Source organism: Desertihabitans aurantiacus, from assembly GCF_003344635.1.
Lineage (GTDB): Bacteria > Actinomycetota > Actinomycetes > Propionibacteriales > Propionibacteriaceae > Desertihabitans > Desertihabitans aurantiacus.
Genome location: NZ_QPKK01000008.1, coordinates 21,372 through 37,949, shown reverse-complemented (window position 1 = coordinate 37,949; position 16,578 = coordinate 21,372). Strand labels below are relative to the sequence as shown.

The 16,578-nt window shown below is 73.4% G+C and carries 16 protein-coding genes; 12 read left to right on the top strand and 4 right to left on the bottom strand.

The features are described 5' to 3' along the window. Positions 1–163: 163 nt before the first annotated feature. From DVA66_RS01940 to DVA66_RS01930, 3 genes are read left to right on the top strand one after another with little or no spacing between them, the layout of a single operon-like run. Positions 164–1,018: a class II fructose-bisphosphate aldolase gene (locus tag DVA66_RS01940; RefSeq protein ID WP_114558517.1), complete on the top strand. Its 855-nt coding sequence runs from the start codon at positions 164–166 to the stop codon at positions 1,016–1,018. 11 nt (positions 1,019–1,029) lie between these two features. Next, positions 1,030–2,157, top strand: a complete 1,128-nt coding sequence (locus DVA66_RS01935) for a GTPase family protein (protein WP_114558516.1) — start codon at positions 1,030–1,032, stop codon at positions 2,155–2,157. Then, the gene (locus DVA66_RS01930; protein WP_198671394.1) at positions 2,154–4,094 is read left to right on the top strand and encodes a penicillin-binding transpeptidase domain-containing protein; all 1,941 of its coding nucleotides are present in this window, start codon (positions 2,154–2,156) and stop codon (positions 4,092–4,094) included. The genes DVA66_RS01935 and DVA66_RS01930 overlap by 4 nt, the downstream gene beginning before the upstream one ends. Before the next feature lie 14 nt (positions 4,095–4,108). On the opposite strand, the gene DVA66_RS01925 is transcribed toward DVA66_RS01930, so the two are convergent. Next, positions 4,109–4,516, bottom strand: coding sequence for a VOC family protein (locus tag DVA66_RS01925; RefSeq protein WP_114558515.1), 408 nt, complete (start codon positions 4,514–4,516; stop codon positions 4,109–4,111). A gap of 343 nt (positions 4,517–4,859) precedes the next feature. Next, the gene (locus DVA66_RS01920; protein WP_114558514.1) at positions 4,860–6,668 is read right to left on the bottom strand and encodes a glycoside hydrolase family 35 protein; all 1,809 of its coding nucleotides are present in this window, start codon (positions 6,666–6,668) and stop codon (positions 4,860–4,862) included. Positions 6,669–6,742: 74 nt separating this feature from the next. On the opposite strand from DVA66_RS01920, the gene DVA66_RS01915 reads away from it, so the two are divergent. Then, a complete protein-coding gene (locus tag DVA66_RS01915; protein ID WP_232821691.1) occupies positions 6,743–7,231 on the top strand; it encodes a type III secretion system chaperone family protein in 489 nt (162 codons plus the stop codon). Between the two features lie 14 nt (positions 7,232–7,245). Here DVA66_RS01915 and DVA66_RS01910 read toward each other — a convergent pair whose 3' ends face one another. After that, entirely contained in the window at positions 7,246–8,022 is a 777-nt protein-coding gene (locus DVA66_RS01910; protein ID WP_114558512.1) for a GolD/DthD family dehydrogenase, read from the bottom strand. Next, on the bottom strand, positions 8,015–8,998 hold the full coding sequence (locus tag DVA66_RS01905; RefSeq protein WP_114558511.1) for a sugar-binding transcriptional regulator: 984 nt from the start codon (positions 8,996–8,998) through the stop codon (positions 8,015–8,017). The genes DVA66_RS01910 and DVA66_RS01905 overlap by 8 nt, the downstream gene beginning before the upstream one ends. Positions 8,999–9,150: 152 nt before the next feature. On the opposite strand from DVA66_RS01905, the gene DVA66_RS01900 reads away from it, so the two are divergent. The 8 genes from DVA66_RS01900 to DVA66_RS01865 all read left to right on the top strand — a co-directional run bounded on the left by DVA66_RS01900 (position 9,151) and on the right by DVA66_RS01865 (position 16,568). Further along, entirely contained in the window at positions 9,151–10,248 is a 1,098-nt protein-coding gene (locus DVA66_RS01900; protein WP_114558510.1) for an alcohol dehydrogenase catalytic domain-containing protein, read from the top strand. A 4-nt stretch (positions 10,249–10,252) separates the two neighbouring features. Continuing rightward, positions 10,253–11,587: an RbtT/DalT/CsbX family MFS transporter gene (locus DVA66_RS01895; protein WP_198671393.1), complete on the top strand. Its 1,335-nt coding sequence runs from the start codon at positions 10,253–10,255 to the stop codon at positions 11,585–11,587. A gap of 77 nt (positions 11,588–11,664) precedes the next feature. Then, entirely contained in the window at positions 11,665–12,153 is a 489-nt protein-coding gene (locus DVA66_RS01890) for a ribose-5-phosphate isomerase (RefSeq protein ID WP_114558509.1), read from the top strand. Positions 12,154–12,223: 70 nt separating this feature from the next. Continuing rightward, positions 12,224–13,447, top strand: a complete 1,224-nt coding sequence (locus DVA66_RS01885; protein ID WP_198671392.1) for a 4-alpha-glucanotransferase — start codon at positions 12,224–12,226, stop codon at positions 13,445–13,447. A 43-nt stretch (positions 13,448–13,490) separates the two neighbouring features. After that, positions 13,491–14,249 carry a phosphoglyceromutase gene (locus DVA66_RS01880; protein ID WP_114558508.1) on the top strand — a complete coding sequence of 253 codons (759 nt, stop codon included), beginning with the start codon at positions 13,491–13,493 and terminating at the stop codon, positions 14,247–14,249. Continuing rightward, positions 14,249–14,905 (top strand): orotate phosphoribosyltransferase, encoded by a 657-nt coding sequence (pyrE, locus tag DVA66_RS01875; RefSeq protein WP_232821690.1) that lies wholly within the window; start codon positions 14,249–14,251, stop codon positions 14,903–14,905. Before DVA66_RS01880 ends, pyrE begins: the two co-directional genes overlap by 1 nt. A 42-nt stretch (positions 14,906–14,947) precedes the next feature. Next, entirely contained in the window at positions 14,948–15,775 is an 828-nt protein-coding gene (locus tag DVA66_RS01870; RefSeq protein ID WP_232821689.1) for an ABC transporter permease, read from the top strand. Beyond that, the gene (locus DVA66_RS01865) at positions 15,768–16,568 is read left to right on the top strand and encodes an ABC transporter permease (RefSeq protein ID WP_114558507.1); all 801 of its coding nucleotides are present in this window, start codon (positions 15,768–15,770) and stop codon (positions 16,566–16,568) included. Before DVA66_RS01870 ends, DVA66_RS01865 begins: the two co-directional genes overlap by 8 nt. Positions 16,569–16,578: the final 10 nt, after the last annotated feature.

The window sequence follows — 16,578 nt, the reverse complement described above, 5'->3', positions numbered from 1 at the left end:
GGCCGCCGCCGCTGCGGGTGGCCCAGCTCGGCTCCTGGGCCGGCGCGATGGGCAGCGCCGACGCCGCGCTGGCCCGCCACGGCGCCAGCTCGGTCGCCGTCAGCGGCTCCGGCCCCACCGCCCCCGAGCCCGCCCACGCACCCACCGAACCGGAGGAGACCCCGTGACCGACCTGCGCACCCTGGCCCGCGAGGCCGCCGCCGACCGCGTCGGTCTCGGCGCCTTCAACGTCATCCAGCTCGAGCACGCCACCGCGCTGGTGCAGGGCGCGGAGCGGGCCGCGCGGCCGGTGGTGCTGCAGATCAGCCAGAACGCGGTCAAGTACCACGGCGCGCTCGAGCCGGTGCTGGCCGCCACCCTCGCCGTCGCCCGCGGCGCGTCGGTGCCGGTGGTGGTCCACCTCGACCACGCCGAGGACACCGACCTGATCCGCCGCGCGGTCGAGCTCGGTGTGCACTCGGTGATGTACGACGGCTCGCACCTGGACTACGACGCGAACGTCGCCACCACCGCGGAGATGGTGCGGTTCTGCCACGACGCCGGGGTGGTGGTCGAGGCCGAGCTCGGCGAGGTGGGCGGCAAGGACGGCGTGCACGCACCGGGCGCCCGCACCGACCCCGAGGAGGCGGCCGCCTTCGTCGCGGCCACCGGGGTCGACCTGCTCGCGGTGGCCGTCGGCTCCTCCCACGCCATGACCACCCGCGACGCCGTCCTCGACGTCGAGCTGATCGGCGCGCTGGCCGACCGGCTGGACGTCCCGCTGGTGCTGCACGGCTCCTCGGGGGTGAGCGACGCCGGTATGCAGGCGGCGATCGCGGCCGGGATGACCAAGATCAACGTCTCCACCCACCTCAACCAGGTGATGACCGGGGCGGTCCGCCGGGTGCTGGAGGGCGACAACCCGCCGGTCGACCCGCGGAAGTGGATGGCCCCGGCCCGCCAGGCCGTCGCCGACGAGGTGGCCCGGCTGCTCAGCCTCTACGGCGCGGCAGCCACCGCGGGGCAGCAGCCCGCATAGACTCCTCGACCGTGCCCGCCAGCGACTTCTTCACCGAGTCCTTCCGCACCCGGTACGCCGAGGAGGCGCTCGCGCTCGGCCGGTTCAACCTGGCGCTGTTCGGCAAGACCGGGGTGGGCAAGTCCACGCTGATCAACGCGATCTTCGGCTCGGAGGTCGCCGAGACCGGGATCGGCCGCCCGGTCACCCAGGGCTCCCACCTGTACCTGCACACCGAGGGCTTCCTCGGCCTGGTCGACACCAAGGGTCTCGAGCTGGGCCGCGACGACAAGGCGCTGCTCCGCGACGTCGACCAGATGATGAAGGCCGGCCGCAAGCAGGAGCTCTCGGAGCAGGTGCACGTCGCCTGGTACTGCCTGCGCGGGCTCGACCGCCGCTTCGAGGACTCCGAGGCCGAGTTCATCCAGCACCTGCACTCGGTCGGGCTGCCCGTCGTGGTGGTGCTCACCCAGGTGCCGATGCGCGACGGGCAGTACCACCCGGACGCCGTCGAGCTGGCGCACCAGATCGCCGACCGCGAGCTGCCCATCGTGGCCGGCCACCCCTTTCTCGTCCAAGCCCTGAGGGACCAGTTCACCGGTCAGCCGTCCCACGGCTTGATGGAGCTCTTGGAGGCGACCTTTCAAGCTGCTCCCGAAGGTGTCGAGGGAGCGCTCACCGCGGCGCAGCAGATCGACTCGGCCCGCAAGGCGCGGCTGGCCCAGGCCCACGTGGGCGCGGCGGTGAGCGCCGCCGCCGGTGCGGCGGCCATCCCGATCCCGTTCAGCGACGCGGCCGTGCTGGTGCCGATCCAGCTCGGCATGATGGCGCGGATCAGCCAGATCTACGGCATCCGGGTCGAGCGGGCGGCGATGCTCGCGCTGGCCTCGTCGGCTGCCGCGACCGCCGGGGGACGGGCGCTGGCGACCAACCTGCTGAAGTTCGTGCCCGGGGCCGGCAGCCTGGTCGGGGGCGTGGTCGGCGCGGGGGTCGCGAGCGGGTTCACCCTCGCCATGGGCGAGGCGTGGCTGGTGGTCTGCCAGCGGGCCGCGGCCGGAAGGCTGCCGGTGGTGGACGGGGCGATCCAGTCCGAGGCGCTGCAGGCGCTGTTCCGCGAGGAGTTCACCAAGCACCTGCCGAAGATCCGGGAGCGCCGGTGAGCCGGGCACGCCCGGGACGGGTCGCGCTGGCCGGTGCGCTGGCGCTCGGGCTGTCGCTCAGCGGGTGCTCGCTGCTGGCCGACCGGACGCCGCCGGAGGAGACCCTCGCGCTGCTGGCCGACGGGCTGCAGCGCGGCGACCTGACCGCGGTGCCGGTGACGCCGGAGACCCGTGCCGAGGCCGGGCGGCTGCCGCAGGTGCTGGAGCAGCTGGACGGGCTGCGCCCGACGGTGCGCGCCACCCCCAGCGAGCAGGTCGACCGCGGCCGCACCCGCACCCGGGCGGTGGTGGAGTACACCTGGCACCCCGTCCCCGAGGCCGAGCCGTGGACCTACTCCCGCGACGTCGAGCTGGTCAAGGACGCCGAGACCGACTGGCAGGTGGTGTGGACGCCGTCGGTGCTGGCCCCCGGTCTCGACCCCGGTGAGGTGCTGGACACCCGCCGCGTCCCCGCCCGCCGGGCCGACGTGCTGGGCGCCGGGGACGAGCCGCTGGTGCGGATGCGCGAGGTGGAGCGGGTCGGTCTGGACAAGACCCAGGTGCGCCCCGAACGCCAGGAGGACTCCGCCCGTGAGCTGGCCGAGCTGCTCGACATCGACGCCGACGCCTTCGTCGAGCGGGTGGAGGCGGCCGGCGACCAGGCCTTCGTCGAGGGCCTGGTGGTGCGCGGCTCGGAGACCGAGACCATCGAGGAGATCCGCTCCGGGGCCGGGGAGATCGACGGCGCCCGGCTGGTGCCCGACGAGCGTCCGCTGGCGCCCAGCCGGGAGTTCGCCGGACCGGTGCTCGGGGTGGCCGGCCCGGCGACCGAGGAGGTCGTCCAGGCCTCCGAGGGCGACCTGGTCGCGGGCGACTTCGCCGGGCTGACCGGCCTGCAGGCCCGCTACGACGACCAGCTCCGCGGCACGCCGGGGACGGCGGTCGTCATCGAACCCGTCGACCCCGCCGACGGTGCCCCCGACGCCGACAGCGAGGACGAGGTGCTGCACACCGTCCCCGCCACCGACGGGACACCGCTCCGGCTGACCCTGGACGAGCGCGCCCAGTCGGTGGCCGACAGCCTGCTCACCGAGGTCAAGACACCGGCCGCCCTGGTGGCGCTCAAGCCGTCCACCGGCGAGGTGCTGGCGGCGGCCTCCGGCCCGGCCGGCGGCGGCTTCTCCAACGCCACCGAGGGGCTCTACCCGCCGGGCTCGACGTTCAAGATCGTCTCCGCGCTGGCCCTGCTGCGCAGCGGGGTGCGGCCCGACGACACCGTGAACTGCTCGCGGACGGTGACCGTGAACGGGCGCACCTTCGAGAACTACGACGACTACCCGTCCTCGGCGCTGGGCGAGATCAGCTTCGAGGAGGCGTTCGCCAACTCCTGCAACACCGCCTTCATCCGGCTGTGGGAGCAGGTCGGTGCGGAAGGTCTGCAGACCGCGGCGAAGGCGCTCGGCATCAACACCGACGCCGACCTGGGCTACCCGTTCACCCTCGGCACCGTCCCCGACAGCGACGACCCCGTCGAGCAGGCCGCGATGATGATCGGCCAGGGCACGGTCACCACCAACGCCCTCGGGGTGGCCACGGTCGCCGCCTCGGTGTCGGCCGGGCACCGGGTGACGCCGATGCTGGTGGTCGACGGCGGGGAGAACCCCGAGGAGGTCGAGCAGCCGCTCACCGAGCAGGAGCAGGCCGACCTGCAGCAGCTGATGCGCGCGGTCACGACCGAGGGCAGCGGGCGGTTCCTGCGCGACCTCGAGGGCGACCCGGTGCTGTCGAAGACCGGCACCGCCGAGCACGGCGGCGGCCCGGACGAGGAGCCGGGCACCCACGGCTGGATGGTGGCGGTGCAGGGCGACCTGGCGGTGGCCGTCCTGGTCGAGGACGGCGAGAGCGGCAGCGGCTCGGCCGGGCCGCTGCTCGAGGAGTTCCTCCGCGACTGGCGCTGAGGCCGCCTCCCGGCTCAGCCGCGGCTGGAGATCTGCTGCACCGCCCAGCCGTTGCCGTCGGGGTCGGAGAAGAAGAGGAAGCCGACGTTGTCGAGCGGGTCGGGCTGCGGCGACGGGTTCTCCCCGAGCACCTGGACGTCGCCGACCTCCACCCCGCGACCCAGCAGCTCCTCACGGGCGGCGCGGATGTCGGGGACCACCAGCTGCAACCCCTTGAGCGAGCCGGCCGGCATCTGCGAGGCCTCCGGGCTGCTCAGCACGATCGAGCACCCGGACCCGGGCGGGGTCAGCTGCACCATCCGCTGCCCGGGGCCGATCTCGACGTCGTGGTCGAGCACGAAGCCCAGCTGCTCGGCGTAGAACCCCACGGCCCGGTCCAGGTCGCCGACCGGCACCACCACCACCTCGAGCGTCCAGTTCACGTCCGTCTCCCTCCCTCGGTCGCGCAGCCGTGCGCCACGCTGCTGGGAAGACCCTGCGACACCGGACCAGTCATCGCGCCCCGACCCGCCGAACCCCTTGAGCTCGTCGAGGGACGGTTCCCCGGACTTCGACAGGCTCAGCCCGCTCCGGGAGGGTTCCGACCCGGCTGCACCTCGGCGCCCGGCCCGATCCCAACGCCCTGAGCCTGTCGAAGGGGGATCACTGGGGGCTTCGACAGCTCAGCCCGCTGTGGGTGTTGGTGCTGCCCGGCTGCACGTCGGCGCCCAGCCGGACCCCAACGCCCTGAGCCTGTCGAAGGGCGAGACCCCGAGACGCGCGCACTCAACCGAGCACGGGCTCCTCGACCAGCTCGACCCGCGTGCCGGGGGCGACCAGCTCGCAGACGACGACCTCGTTGGCGCCGGCGCGCCACAGCGGCGCGGGGGCGTAGAGGGTCTGCTGGGGACCGGCCGGGTTCCAGTAGCGGCCCAGGTTGAAGCCGTTGAGGTACAGGTAGCCGTGGTGCCACCCCGGGAGGGCGAGGAAACCGTCGGCCGGCTCGTCCACCGTCAGCTCCGCCCGGAAGAACCCGGGACCGGACGCGCCCGCGGCGGCGGACCAGTCCAGCTCCGGCAGCTCGGTGAGGTCCACACCCTGCTGCACCCAGCCGAACAGGTGCTGGTGGTCCAGGCGGGCGCTGCGCAGGCCCTTGCGGTCACCCAGGAACGGGCCGAAGTTCACCCGGCCGAGGCTGCTCACCACCACGTCCAGCCGGTGCTCACCGGCGGGGACGTCCAGCTCGAGCTCGATGCCGAAGGCGGGGTCGACGTCCAGCTCGGAGACCAGCCCGGTCTGGTCGCCGTCGGGGCTGTGCAGCCGGACGCGGGCCAGGTCGCCCACCCCGGGCAGCCGCAACGGCGCCCGGACCGGGCCGCGGACGGTGGTCTGGTAGCGGACGGCGCCGTGCAGCAGGCCGAGGTCCTCCAGCGAGGACGGCGCGACGCTGCGCACCGGGTCGACCGCGTCGAGCACGGTGTCCAGGGTCAGCCCGGACGGCTCCACCTCGACCGTCTGCGCCGGCAGCCGGGGCGCCGGCGGCGGGGGCTGCGGCGGCTCGGTGCCCAGCGCGGCGGCGACCACCTCGCGGAACGCCCAGAACTTCGGGGTGCAGGTGCCGTCCTCGGCGATCGCGGAGTCGTAGTCGTAGCTGGTCACGGTCGGCTGCAGCCGCCCCTCGGGGCCGGCGTTGGCGCCGGCCCACACCCCGAAGCTGGTGCCGCCGTGGGCCATGTAGAGGTTGACCGAGTGCCCTCCCTCCAGCATGGTGCGCAGCTCGGCGGCGGCGTCCTCCGCCGGCCGGGTGTGGTGCTCGGCACCCCAGTGGTCGAACCAGCCGTTCCAGAACTCCATGCACATCGTCGGCGTGCCGGGGCGGTGCTCCAGCAGGGTGGCGAAGGCCTCCTCGGTGCGCGAGCCGAAGTTCGCGGTGGCGAGCACGTCGGGCAGCGTGCCCCCCTGCAGCATCAGCGCGGTCGGGCCGTCGGAGGTGAACAGCAGCTCGGTGATCCCGCGCCGGCGCAGGCCTTCGGCGAGGTGCTGCAGGTAGCCGCGGTCGTCGCCGAAGCTGCCGTACTCGTTCTCCACCTGGACGCCCACCACGGGTCCGCCGTGCTCGGCCTGGCGCTCGGCCACCACCGGGATGAGGACGTCGAACCAGGCGTCCACGTGCTCCAGCCAGGCCGGGTCGGAGCTGCGCAGGTTGGTGCCCCGGGCGCCGGTGCGCAGCCGCGGGTCGGCCAGCAGCCAGGCGGGCAACCCACCGAGCTCCCACTCCGCGCAGATGTAGGGACCGGGCCGCACCAGGACGTCCAGCCCCAGCCGGCCGGCGAGGTCGAGGAAGGCGCCGAGGTCGCGGTCTCCGGTGAAGTCGGGCTCGCGGCCGGCGTGCGGCACGTGGAAGTTCCACGCCACGTAGGTCTCCACCGTGTTGCAGCCCAGCGCCAGCAACCGCCTCAGCCGGTCCTCCCACAGCGGGTGGGGCACGCGGAAGTAGTGCAGCGCCCCGGACACCACCGTGTGCGGCTGCCCGTCCCGCCGGAATCCGCCGGGGCGTCCGGGGTCGGCGGAGGGGACGGGGGTGAGGACGCTCACGGGCAGGCCTTCCGAGGGGTCGAGGGGGACGTGCTCGCCGCATCATGCCACCGTGTCGTCCCTATGCTGGGCGCGTGCGGGAACGGGTCATCGCGCTGGTGCGCCGCCACCTCGAGGGCAGCGGGCTGCGCTGGGCCGAGACCTCGCCCGGCACGTTCGGCGTCACGCTGCCCGGGGAGCACAAGCTCAGCACCGAGTGCGCGCTGGTGGTGGCCGACCACACGCTGCAGGTGCGCGCCTTCGTGGCCCGGCGGCCCGACGAGCACGCCGACGAGGTGCACCGCTGGCTGCTGCAGCGCAACCTGTCCGGCTACGGCGTGGCGTTCAGCCTGGACTCCCACGGCGACGTCCACCTCACCGGCCGGCTGTCGCTGGAGGTGGTCACCGCCGCCGAGCTGGACCGGCTGCTCGGCGAGGTGGCCCGGGTGGCCGACGAGTCCTTCGACACCATCGTCGGCACCGGGTTCCGCACCGCGATCGAGCGGGAGTGGCGCTGGCGGCTGGCTCGCGGGGAGCCGACAACCAACCTGGCCGCCTTCGAGCACCTCCGCCCCGCGGACTGATCGGGCGCCGCGGCTCAGACGGTGGTGTAGCCGCCGTCCATCACCACGTTCTCCCCGGTGATCATGGCGGCCTCGTCGCTGGCGAGGAAGACGACCAGCGCGGCCACCTCAGAGGGCTGGGCGAACCGTCCCACCGGGATCGCCCGCCGCGCGGCCTCACCCTTCTCCCCGGCCCAGGCCTCCCGGCCCAGCGGCGTCTCCACCACGGTGGGGGAGACCGCGTTGACCGTCACCCCGTGCGGGGCCCACTCCAGCGACAGCGCCCGGGTCATCCCCAGCACGCCGGCCTTGCTGGCGCAGTAGGCCACGTGCTCGTCCAACCCCACGACGGCGGCCTGGGAGGCGAGGTTGACGATGCGGCCGTAGCCGGCGGCCACCATCCGCCGACCCACCGCCTGGGCCATGAAGAAGCTGGCGCCGAGGTTGACGTCCAGGGTCTGGTGCCAGTGCCCGGCCGGCAGGTCGACCGCCTTGCCCAGCCGGACCACCCCGGCGGAGTTGACCAGCACCAGCGGGGTCCCGACCTCCTCGACGACGCGGGCCACGACCTGCTCGGCCCGTCCGTCGACGGTGAGGTCGGCCACCACCGGCAGGTGGCCGCTGCCGGGCAGCCCGGCCACCACCTCGACCACGGACTCGGCCAGGTCGATCCCGACCACCCGGTCGCCGCGGGCGGCGCAGGTCTCGGCGACGGTGCGGCCGATGCCGCTGGCGGCCCCGGTGACGACGGTCACCCGGGGCGTCCCCACGCCGGCCGGGACGGCCGGGTGCGTTGCGGTCTGGTCAGTCATCGTCGGGTCTCCTGTCGTCGGGGAGGAGGTCGGGCGGGGGCAGCGCATCGAGCACCAGGCGGGCGGTGGCGGCGTCGGTGACGAGGTGGTTGAACAGGCCGGCGCGGGCGCCGCCGACGATGCTGTGCACCTTCTCCGGGCCGACCGCGACCGCGATCGAGCACGGAACGGCCCGCAGCTGGTCGGTGCCGATCCGCACCATGTCCGCACGGCCCTCGAAGTCGGCCTCGGTGCCGTCGGGGCCGTAGAAGTTGAGGCTGATGTCGCCGACCGTGGCCCGCAGCCGCGGGTCGTCGACCGGCACCGAGGCCGACACCGAGCGGCGGCCCACGAGCGGGGCGCCCACGCCCACCAGTGCCACCGCGGCCCGGTCCCACAGCCCGGTGGTGCGCCGGAAGTCCGGGTCGGCCTCCAGGGTGGCCCGCATCGCCGGGCTGGGCCGGGCCTGGGCGAAGAGGAAGTGCGGACGTCCACCCACCCGCTCGGCCCAGCGGCGCACGACCTCGTTGGTCTGGTGCCAGGCCTCCGGCTCGGCCACCCCGCCGGAGGTGGGAGCCACCTCGACCCCGGGCAGCGACGGCAGCCGGTGCTCGCTGAGCCGGTGCAGCGTCCGGCCCGAGGAGACCAGCAGGACGTCGCCGGGCCGCAGGGCGCAGGAGCGCAGGGCCTCCGCCACCGCGGGCACCAGCCCGGCCAGGTCGGCGCCGGCGGCGGGCACCGCCCAGACGCGGCGCAGTCCGAGTGCGGCGGCCAGCCGTCCGGCCAGGTCGGTCTCGGCGGGGTGCTGGGGCGGGTGCACGGTGATCTGCACCATGCCGCTGCGCCGGGCCTCGGCCAGCAGCCGGCTGACGGTGGGACGCGACACCTGCAGGACGGCGGCGATCTCGGCCTGGTTCACCTCGTCCAGGTAGTACATCCGCGCGGCACGGTGCACCAGGTCGGGGTCGAAGCGCGGGCGCTGCGGCGGCGCGTCCATGCCTCTCACCTGCTTCCCGTGGCTCGGTGGCACTGCCCCAGCACCGTAACGCACATCGGTTCCGGTGTGAACATCTGTTCTTGACATCGGTTCCGACGCCGTGCTCGACTGGGCGAGACCCATCCGCCGCACGACCAACGGAGGTACCACGGATGTCTGAGCCCCTTCCCGACCGGATGCAGGCCGTGGTGGTCCACGGGCCGGAGGACTACCGGCTGGAGGAGAAGGACGTCCCGCGCCCCGGCCCGGGGGAGATGCTGCTGCGGGTCGAGGCGGTCGGCGTCTGCGCCAGCGACCTGAAGTGCTACCACGGGGCCGCCAAGTTCTGGGGCGACGAGCACCGCGAGCCCTACGTGCAGGTCGGCCGCAGCCCAGGCCACGAGTTCGTCGGCGAGGTCGTCGCCGGGGACGAGGAGGCCTTCGCCCACCACCGCGTCGCGATCGGCGACCGGGTCGCGTGCGAGCAGATCGTGCCGTGCGAGGAGTGCCGCTACTGCCGGCGCGGGCAGTACTGGATGTGCGGCCCGCACGACATGTTCGGGTTCAAGAACTTCGACGGCGCGATGGCCGAGTACGTGCTGGTGCCGATCCGGGCCCGGGTGCACCAGGTGTCCAAGCAGCTCGAGCCGCACCACGCCGCCTTCGCCGAGCCGCTGTCCTGTGCGCTGCACGCGGTCGAGCGGGCGAACATCAAGTTCGAGGACACCGTGGTGGTGGCCGGCTGCGGCCCGATCGGGCTCGGGCTCATCCTCGGTGCGCGGGAGAAGAACCCGATGAACCTCATCGCCCTCGACCTCGACGACGACAAGCTCGCCCTCGGCAAGGCCTGCGGGGCCGACCTCACCATCAACATCCGCGAGGAGGACGCCGTCGCCCGGATCAAGGAGCTGACCGACGGCTACGGCGCCGACGTCTACCTCGAGGGCACCGGGCACCCGTCGGCGGTCGGGCAGGGGCTCAACCTGCTGCGCAAGCTCGGCACCTACGTCGAGTACTCCGTCTTCGGCTCCGACGTCACCGTCGACTGGTCGATCATCTCCGACGACAAGGAGCTCGACGTCCTCGGCGCCCACCTCGGCCCGCACTGCTGGCCGGCGGCGATCAAGATGCTGGAGGACGGCAAGGTGCCGGTGGAGCAGATCTGCACCCACCAGTTCGCGCTGGCCGACTTCCAGCAGGCCCTCGACCTGGTCGGCGACACCAGCGGTGCGTCGGTGAAGGTGTCGCTGCTGCCGGGACGCCGGGGCTGAGCCCGTGACGTCGCTGCAGAGCGAGGTCGGCACCGGGCGCGAGGAGCGTTTCCTCGACCGCATCGGCATCCCGCACAGCCTGCGCTGGGGGTTCCTCGGGCTGCTGGTGTTCATGACCGGCAACGGCACCGAGTCGAACTTCATCCAGCCGCACATGGAGGCCGTCCTCGGCCGCCCCGAGGCCGTGGTGGCGACGGTGGTCACCGGCTACAGCCTGGCCGTGCTCATCGGCAGCTACCTGGCCGGGGCGCTGTCGGACCTGTGGGGACCGCGTCGGGTGATGGCCATCGGCTTCGGCGTCTGGGTGGTCTTCGAGGTGCTGTTCCTGCTCAGCCTGCAGCTGGGCAGCCTGCCGCTGGTGGCCGTCACCTACTTCCTGCGCGGCTTCGGCTACCCGCTGTTCGCCTTCGCGATGCTGGTCTGGATCAACATCACCACGCCGGTGCAGCGCAACGGCGTGGCCGTGGGCTGGTTCTACGTGATGTTCACCGGCGGCCTGCCGACCCTCGGCTCGCTGGTGGCGGTCGGGGCGATCCCGGCCTTCGGCGGCGGGACGGCCGGCGAGACCGGGGCGATGGTGGTCTCGATCGCGCTGGTGGTGGCCGGTTTTGCGATCAGCTGGTTGGGCGTCCGCGCCGACAACGGCCGGGGTCGGATCGCCCCCGCCGGCGAGAGCACCGGTCAGGTGCTGCTGTCGGGGCTGCGGCTCACCTTCACCCGGCCGAAGATCGCGATGGGTTTCCTGGTGCGGCTGATCAACACCGCCCCGCAGTACGGGATGTTCCTGGTGCTGCCGGCGGTGATCGCCGACGACCGCGGCTGGGGGCAGGCCCGCTACCTGACGATGACCACGCTGGTCTACGCCACCAACATCCTCGTCAACGCCGTCTTCGGTGCGATCGGCGACCGGTGGGGATGGCGGAACACCGTCCGCTGGTTCGGGGTGTTCGGCTCGGCGGTCGGGCTGCTGCTGTGGTGGTACGTGCCGCAGTGGGTGCCGGCCGGCTCGGACTGGGGCTACTGGCTCAGCGTGGCCGCCGGCTGCCTGTTCGGCTGCCTGCTGGCCGGGTTCGTGCCGATGGGCGCGATCATGCCGGCGCTCACCCCCGACCACAAGGGTGCCGCGATGGCGATGTACACCACCGCCGCGGGCGGTGCGGCCTTCCTCGGCTCCGGGGTGGTCTCGCTGGTGCTCACGCTGGGGCTGGGCAACGTCGGGGTGGTGTGGGCCTTCGTGCTGCTCTACGCCGCGGCGTTCGTCATGGTCGGCTTCCTCAAGGTGCCCCAGGACGAGCGGGGCCACCGGCACCAGACGCCGGCGGAGGCCGGCGCGGGCTGAGACCGGTTCGACCGGGCGGGTACAACTGGGAGAGAGCGCGTGGCCGGAGGGTCGCGCGGACGACGGAGGAGACGGACATGGCTTTGCGTGTGGTGGTCGGCAGCGACGAGGCGGGTTTCGACTACAAGGAGAAGCTCAAGAGCGACCTCGAGGCCTCGGACCAGGTGAGCGAGGTCACCGACGTGGGCGTGGACGCCGACGGTGACACCGCCTACCCGCACATCGCCGTGGCCGCCGCCCGGATGATCGCCGAGGGCAAGGCCGACCGGGCCCTGCTCGTCTGCGGCACCGGGCTCGGGGTGGCGATCGCGGCCAACAAGGTGCCGGGTGTGCGCGCGGTCACCGCGCACGACCCGTTCTCGGTGGAGCGGGCGGTGCTGAGCAACAACGCCCAGGTGCTGTGCTTCGGCCAGCGGGTGGTCGGGCTCGAGCTGGCCCGTCGGCTGGCGAAGGAGTGGCTGACCTACACCTTCGACGAGAGCAGCGCCTCGGCGGCCAAGGTCGCCGCGATCGGTGAGTACGAGAACACCACCACCCGCGAGGCCGCGAGCGTCCAGGCCTGCTGAGCGCAGCGACCCCACCCCGACGCCCTGAGCCTGGCGAAGGGCCGCGGACCCCGTGTGACAGGCTCAGAACGTGCTCCCCACCCGCGCCGCCGGCGTCCAGCTCCACCTGACCTCCCTGCCCGACGGGCGGATGGGGCCCTCGGCCCGTGAGTTCGTCGACTGGCTGGTCGAGGCCGGGCAGACGGTGTGGCAGGTGCTGCCGGTCTCGGTACCGGGGGAGTTCGGCTCGCCCTACTCCTCGCCGTCGGCCTTCGCCGCCTCGCCGACCCTGCTGGAGCACCCGGACGCCCCGGTGGGCGAGGACGAGGTGGCCGCCTTCGCCGCCGAGCACGCCTACTGGGTCGACTCCTGGACGGCCGTCGGCGGCGACCTGGCCGACCAGGTCCGCTTCGACCGCGAGTGGGGCGAGCTGCGGCGCTACGCCGCCGAGCATGGTGTGCAGGTGATGGGCGACGTCCCCATCTACATCGCCGCCGGCGGGGCCGACCACCGGGCCTGGCCGGAGATCTTCCGCGCCGACGCCGTGGCGGGCGTCCCGCCGGACGCCTTCTCCGAGACCGGACAGCTGTGGGGCAACCCGCTCTACGACTGGGACGCCCTGGCCGCCGACGGCATGCGCTGGTGGGTGGAGCGGCTGCGCCGCACCTTCGACCTGTTCGACCTGGTGCGGATCGACCACTTCCGCGGGTTCTCCGCCTACTGGGCGGTGCCGGTCGGCGACACCACCGCCGAGAACGGGCGCTGGGTGCCCGGACCGGGCCGTGCCGTCTTCGACGCCGCCGCCCGCGAGCTGGGCCCGCTGCCGGTGGTGGCCGAGGACCTCGGCGACATCGATGCCGCCACCGACGCGCTGCGCCGCGAGCTCGGTCTGCCGGGGATGGCGGTGCTGCAGTTCGCCTTCAACCCCGGCGACCCCGACAAGTCGCACGAGCCGGAGAACCTCGAGGTCGACCAGGTCGTCTACACCGGCACCCACGACAACGACACCGTGGTCGGCTGGTGGGAGACCCTGCCCGAGGTGCGCCGCGCCGAGGTGCGGAAGGCCTGGCGGGCGGCCGCGGTCACCAGCGACGGCGAGACCGAGCCGTCCTGGGCGATGGTCGAGCTCGCGCTGGCGGCCCCGTGCCGGCTGGCGATGACCCAGGCCCAGGACGTCCTCGGCCTCGGCACCGAGGCCCGGATGAACCTGCCCGGGGTGGCCGGCGGGTGGTCCTGGCAGCTGGAGCCGGGGGCGCTGACGTCCGCGCACGCTGCCCGGCTGCGGGCGCTGACCGAGGCCGCCGGCCGCGCCTGAACGGCTCCGGGGCGGCGACGTCGCGGCCGATAGGCTCGCGCCCATGAGCGAACGAGGCACCCTGATCCTGCTCCGTCACGGCGAGAGCGAGTGGAACGCCAAGAACCTGTTCACCGGCTGGGTGGACGTCGACATCAACGAGAAGGGCCGCGGCGAGGCCGTCCGCGGTGGCCGGCTGCTGGCCGAGCAGGACCTGCTCCCCGACGTGGTGCACACCTCGGTGCTGCTGCGCGCCATCCACACCGCCAACCTCGCGCTGGCCGAGTGCGGTCGCTCCTGGATCGAGACCAAGCGGTCCTGGCGGCTCAACGAGCGCCACTACGGCGCCCTGCAGGGCAAGGACAAGGCGGCCACGCTGGAGCAGTTCGGCGAGGAGCAGTTCATGATCTGGCGCCGCTCCTACGACACCCCGCCGCCGCCGATCGAGCCCGACGACGAGTACTCCCAGTTCGACGACCCGCGCTACATCGCGCTGCCCACCGAGGCGCGTCCGCGCACCGAGTGCCTGGCCGACGTGGTGGTGCGGATGCTGCCCTACTGGTACGACGCCATCGTCCCCGACCTGCGCGCCGGCAAGACCGTGCTGGTCGCCGCGCACGGCAACTCGCTGCGCGCCCTGGTCAAGCACCTCGACGGGATGAGCGACGAGGCCGTGGTCGGGCTCAACATCCCCACCGGCATCCCGCTGCTCTACGAGCTCGACGAGGACCTGCGTCCCACCACCGAGGGCGGGCGCTACCTCGACCCCGAGGCGGCGCGGGCCTCCATCGAGGCGGTCAAGAACCAGGGGAAGAAGAAGTAGTGCCGCTGCAGCCGCACCAGCGGGAGTTCCTCTCCTACGCCATCGAGCACGGGGTGCTGCGCTTCGGCGACTTCACCCTCAAGTCGGGCCGGCGCTCGCCGTACTTCTTCAACGCCGGCGCCTTCGGCACCGGGGCCCGGCTGGCCGCGCTGGCCCGCCACTACGCGGCCACCGTGGTCGAGGCCGGCTGGGAGCTCGACGTGCTCTTCGGCCCGGCGTACAAGGGGATCCCGCTGGTGGCGGCCACGGCCGTCCAGCTGGCCGAGCAGCACGGGCGCGACGTGCCGTGGTGCTTCAACCGCAAGGAGGCCAAGGACCACGGCGAGGGCGGGACGCTCGTCGGCTCCCCGCTGGCCGGCCGGGTGGTGCTCGTCGACGACGTCATCACCGCCGGCACCGCGATCGGGGAGGCCGTCGAGATCGTCCGCGCGCACGGGGCCGAGCTGGCCGGGATCGTCGTGGCGATCGACCGGCAGGAGCGCGGCAGCGGGGAGCTGTCGGCGGTCCAGCAGGTCAGCCGCGACCACGGCTGCCCGGTGCGGGCCATCGTCACCCTCGACGACGTGGTCGCCCACCTCGAGGAGACCGGCGGCCTGGGCGGGCACCTGGAGGCCGTGCGGCGCTACCGCAGCGAGTTCGGGGTCTCCGCGTCCTGACCCGTTGACGGGCCCGGCGGGCAGGAGTAGGTTCTCGCGCTTGTGTCCCCGGTCACAGAGTCGCGGCTGCGCGCGGGCCTGCTGTGGTCGTTGGTCCGGGCCGGGTTCGCCGAGCAGGCCCACTACCGGCTGGCGGTCGCGGCCGGGCTGTTCACCAACGTCGTCTTCGGGTTCATCCGCGCCGCGGTGCTCTTCGCCGCCCTGGACGCCTCCACCACCGCCTTCGCCGGCTACGACCGCGCCACCCTGGGCGGCTACGTCTGGATCTCCCAGGCCCTGCTCGGCGCGGTCACGCTGATGGTGCCGGTCTCCCCGGTGGAGGAGCGGATCAAGAACGGCGACATCGCGGTGGACTACCTGCGTCCGGTGCCGCTGGTGGCCGCCTTCGCCCTGCCCGCGGTCGGCCGGGCGGCCTACTCGCTGCTGCCGCGCGGCGTCCCTGCGGTGGTGGTCGGGCTGCTGACGACCGGATGGTTCCTGCCTGCCACCCCCGGCCCCTACCTGCTGGGCGCGCTCAGCGTGGCGGTCGCCGTGGTGGCCTCCTACCTCGGGGTGCACTGCATCGGGCTGCTCGGCTTCTGGGTGGTCGACACCCGCGGCATCAAGGCCTTCTACGGCATCCTCGGCACCTTCCTGGCCGGTCTGTTCGTCCCGGTCGACCTGTTCCCGGAGTGGCTGCGCACCCTCGCCGCCTTCACCCCGTTCCCGACCTTCCTGCAGTACCCGGTGGACGTCCTCAGCGGGCGCGTCCTCGGCGCCGCGGCCTGGCAGCACCTGGGCGTGCAGCTGGCCTGGGGGCTGGGGCTGCTCGCGCTGGCGCTGCTGCTGGAGCGGCTCGGCCGCCGCCACCTGGAGGTGCAGGGTGGCTGACCTCACCGCCTACCGCGCGGTCCTCGCCTCCCGGGTGCGCGCGCAGACCACCTACCGGCTCTCCTTCGGTCTCGACCTCCTCGGGGCGCTGCTGGTCGGGCTGGTCGAGCTGGCCGAGACCTGGGTGGTCTTCTCCCAGGTGGACGTCCTCGGTGGGCTCGACTTCGGCGGCGTGCTGCTGGTGTTCGGGCTGTCCAACATCTGCTTCTCGATCGCCGACCTGCTGGTCGGGCACGTGGACCGGCTGCCCCGCTACATCCGCGAGGGCACCATCGACGTCTTCTACCTGCGTCCGCAGCCGGTGCTGGCCCAGCTGGTGACCTCCGAGATCAGCCTGCGCCGGCTCACCCGGATCGGCGTCGGGGTGGCCGCGCTGGTCGCCGGGCTGCTGGCCAACGAGATCCCCGAGCCCCTGCGGGCCGCGGCCGTGATCGGGCTCGCGCTGGTGTTCGGCACGCTGATCTTCTGCGCGCTGTTCGTCAGCGCGGCCGGCTGCCAGTTCTGGCTGGTCAACGGGGCGGAGTTCACCAACGCCTTCACCTACGGCGGCTCCTACGCCGCCAGCCAGCCGACCTCGGTGTTCGGCACCGGGTTGAAGATCACCTTCGGGTTCGTGGTGCCGGCGGCCTTCGTCGGCTACCTCCCGACGCTGGTCGTGCTCGGCCAGCCCGGCCCGGCGCTGCTGCCGGCCTGGCTGGCCTGGTTCCTGCCGGTGGCCGCGCTGTGGTCCTGCCTGCTGGCGGGGCTGCTCTGGCGGGCCGGGGTGCGTCACTACCAGGGAGCGGGCGGATGAGGGGAGCGGG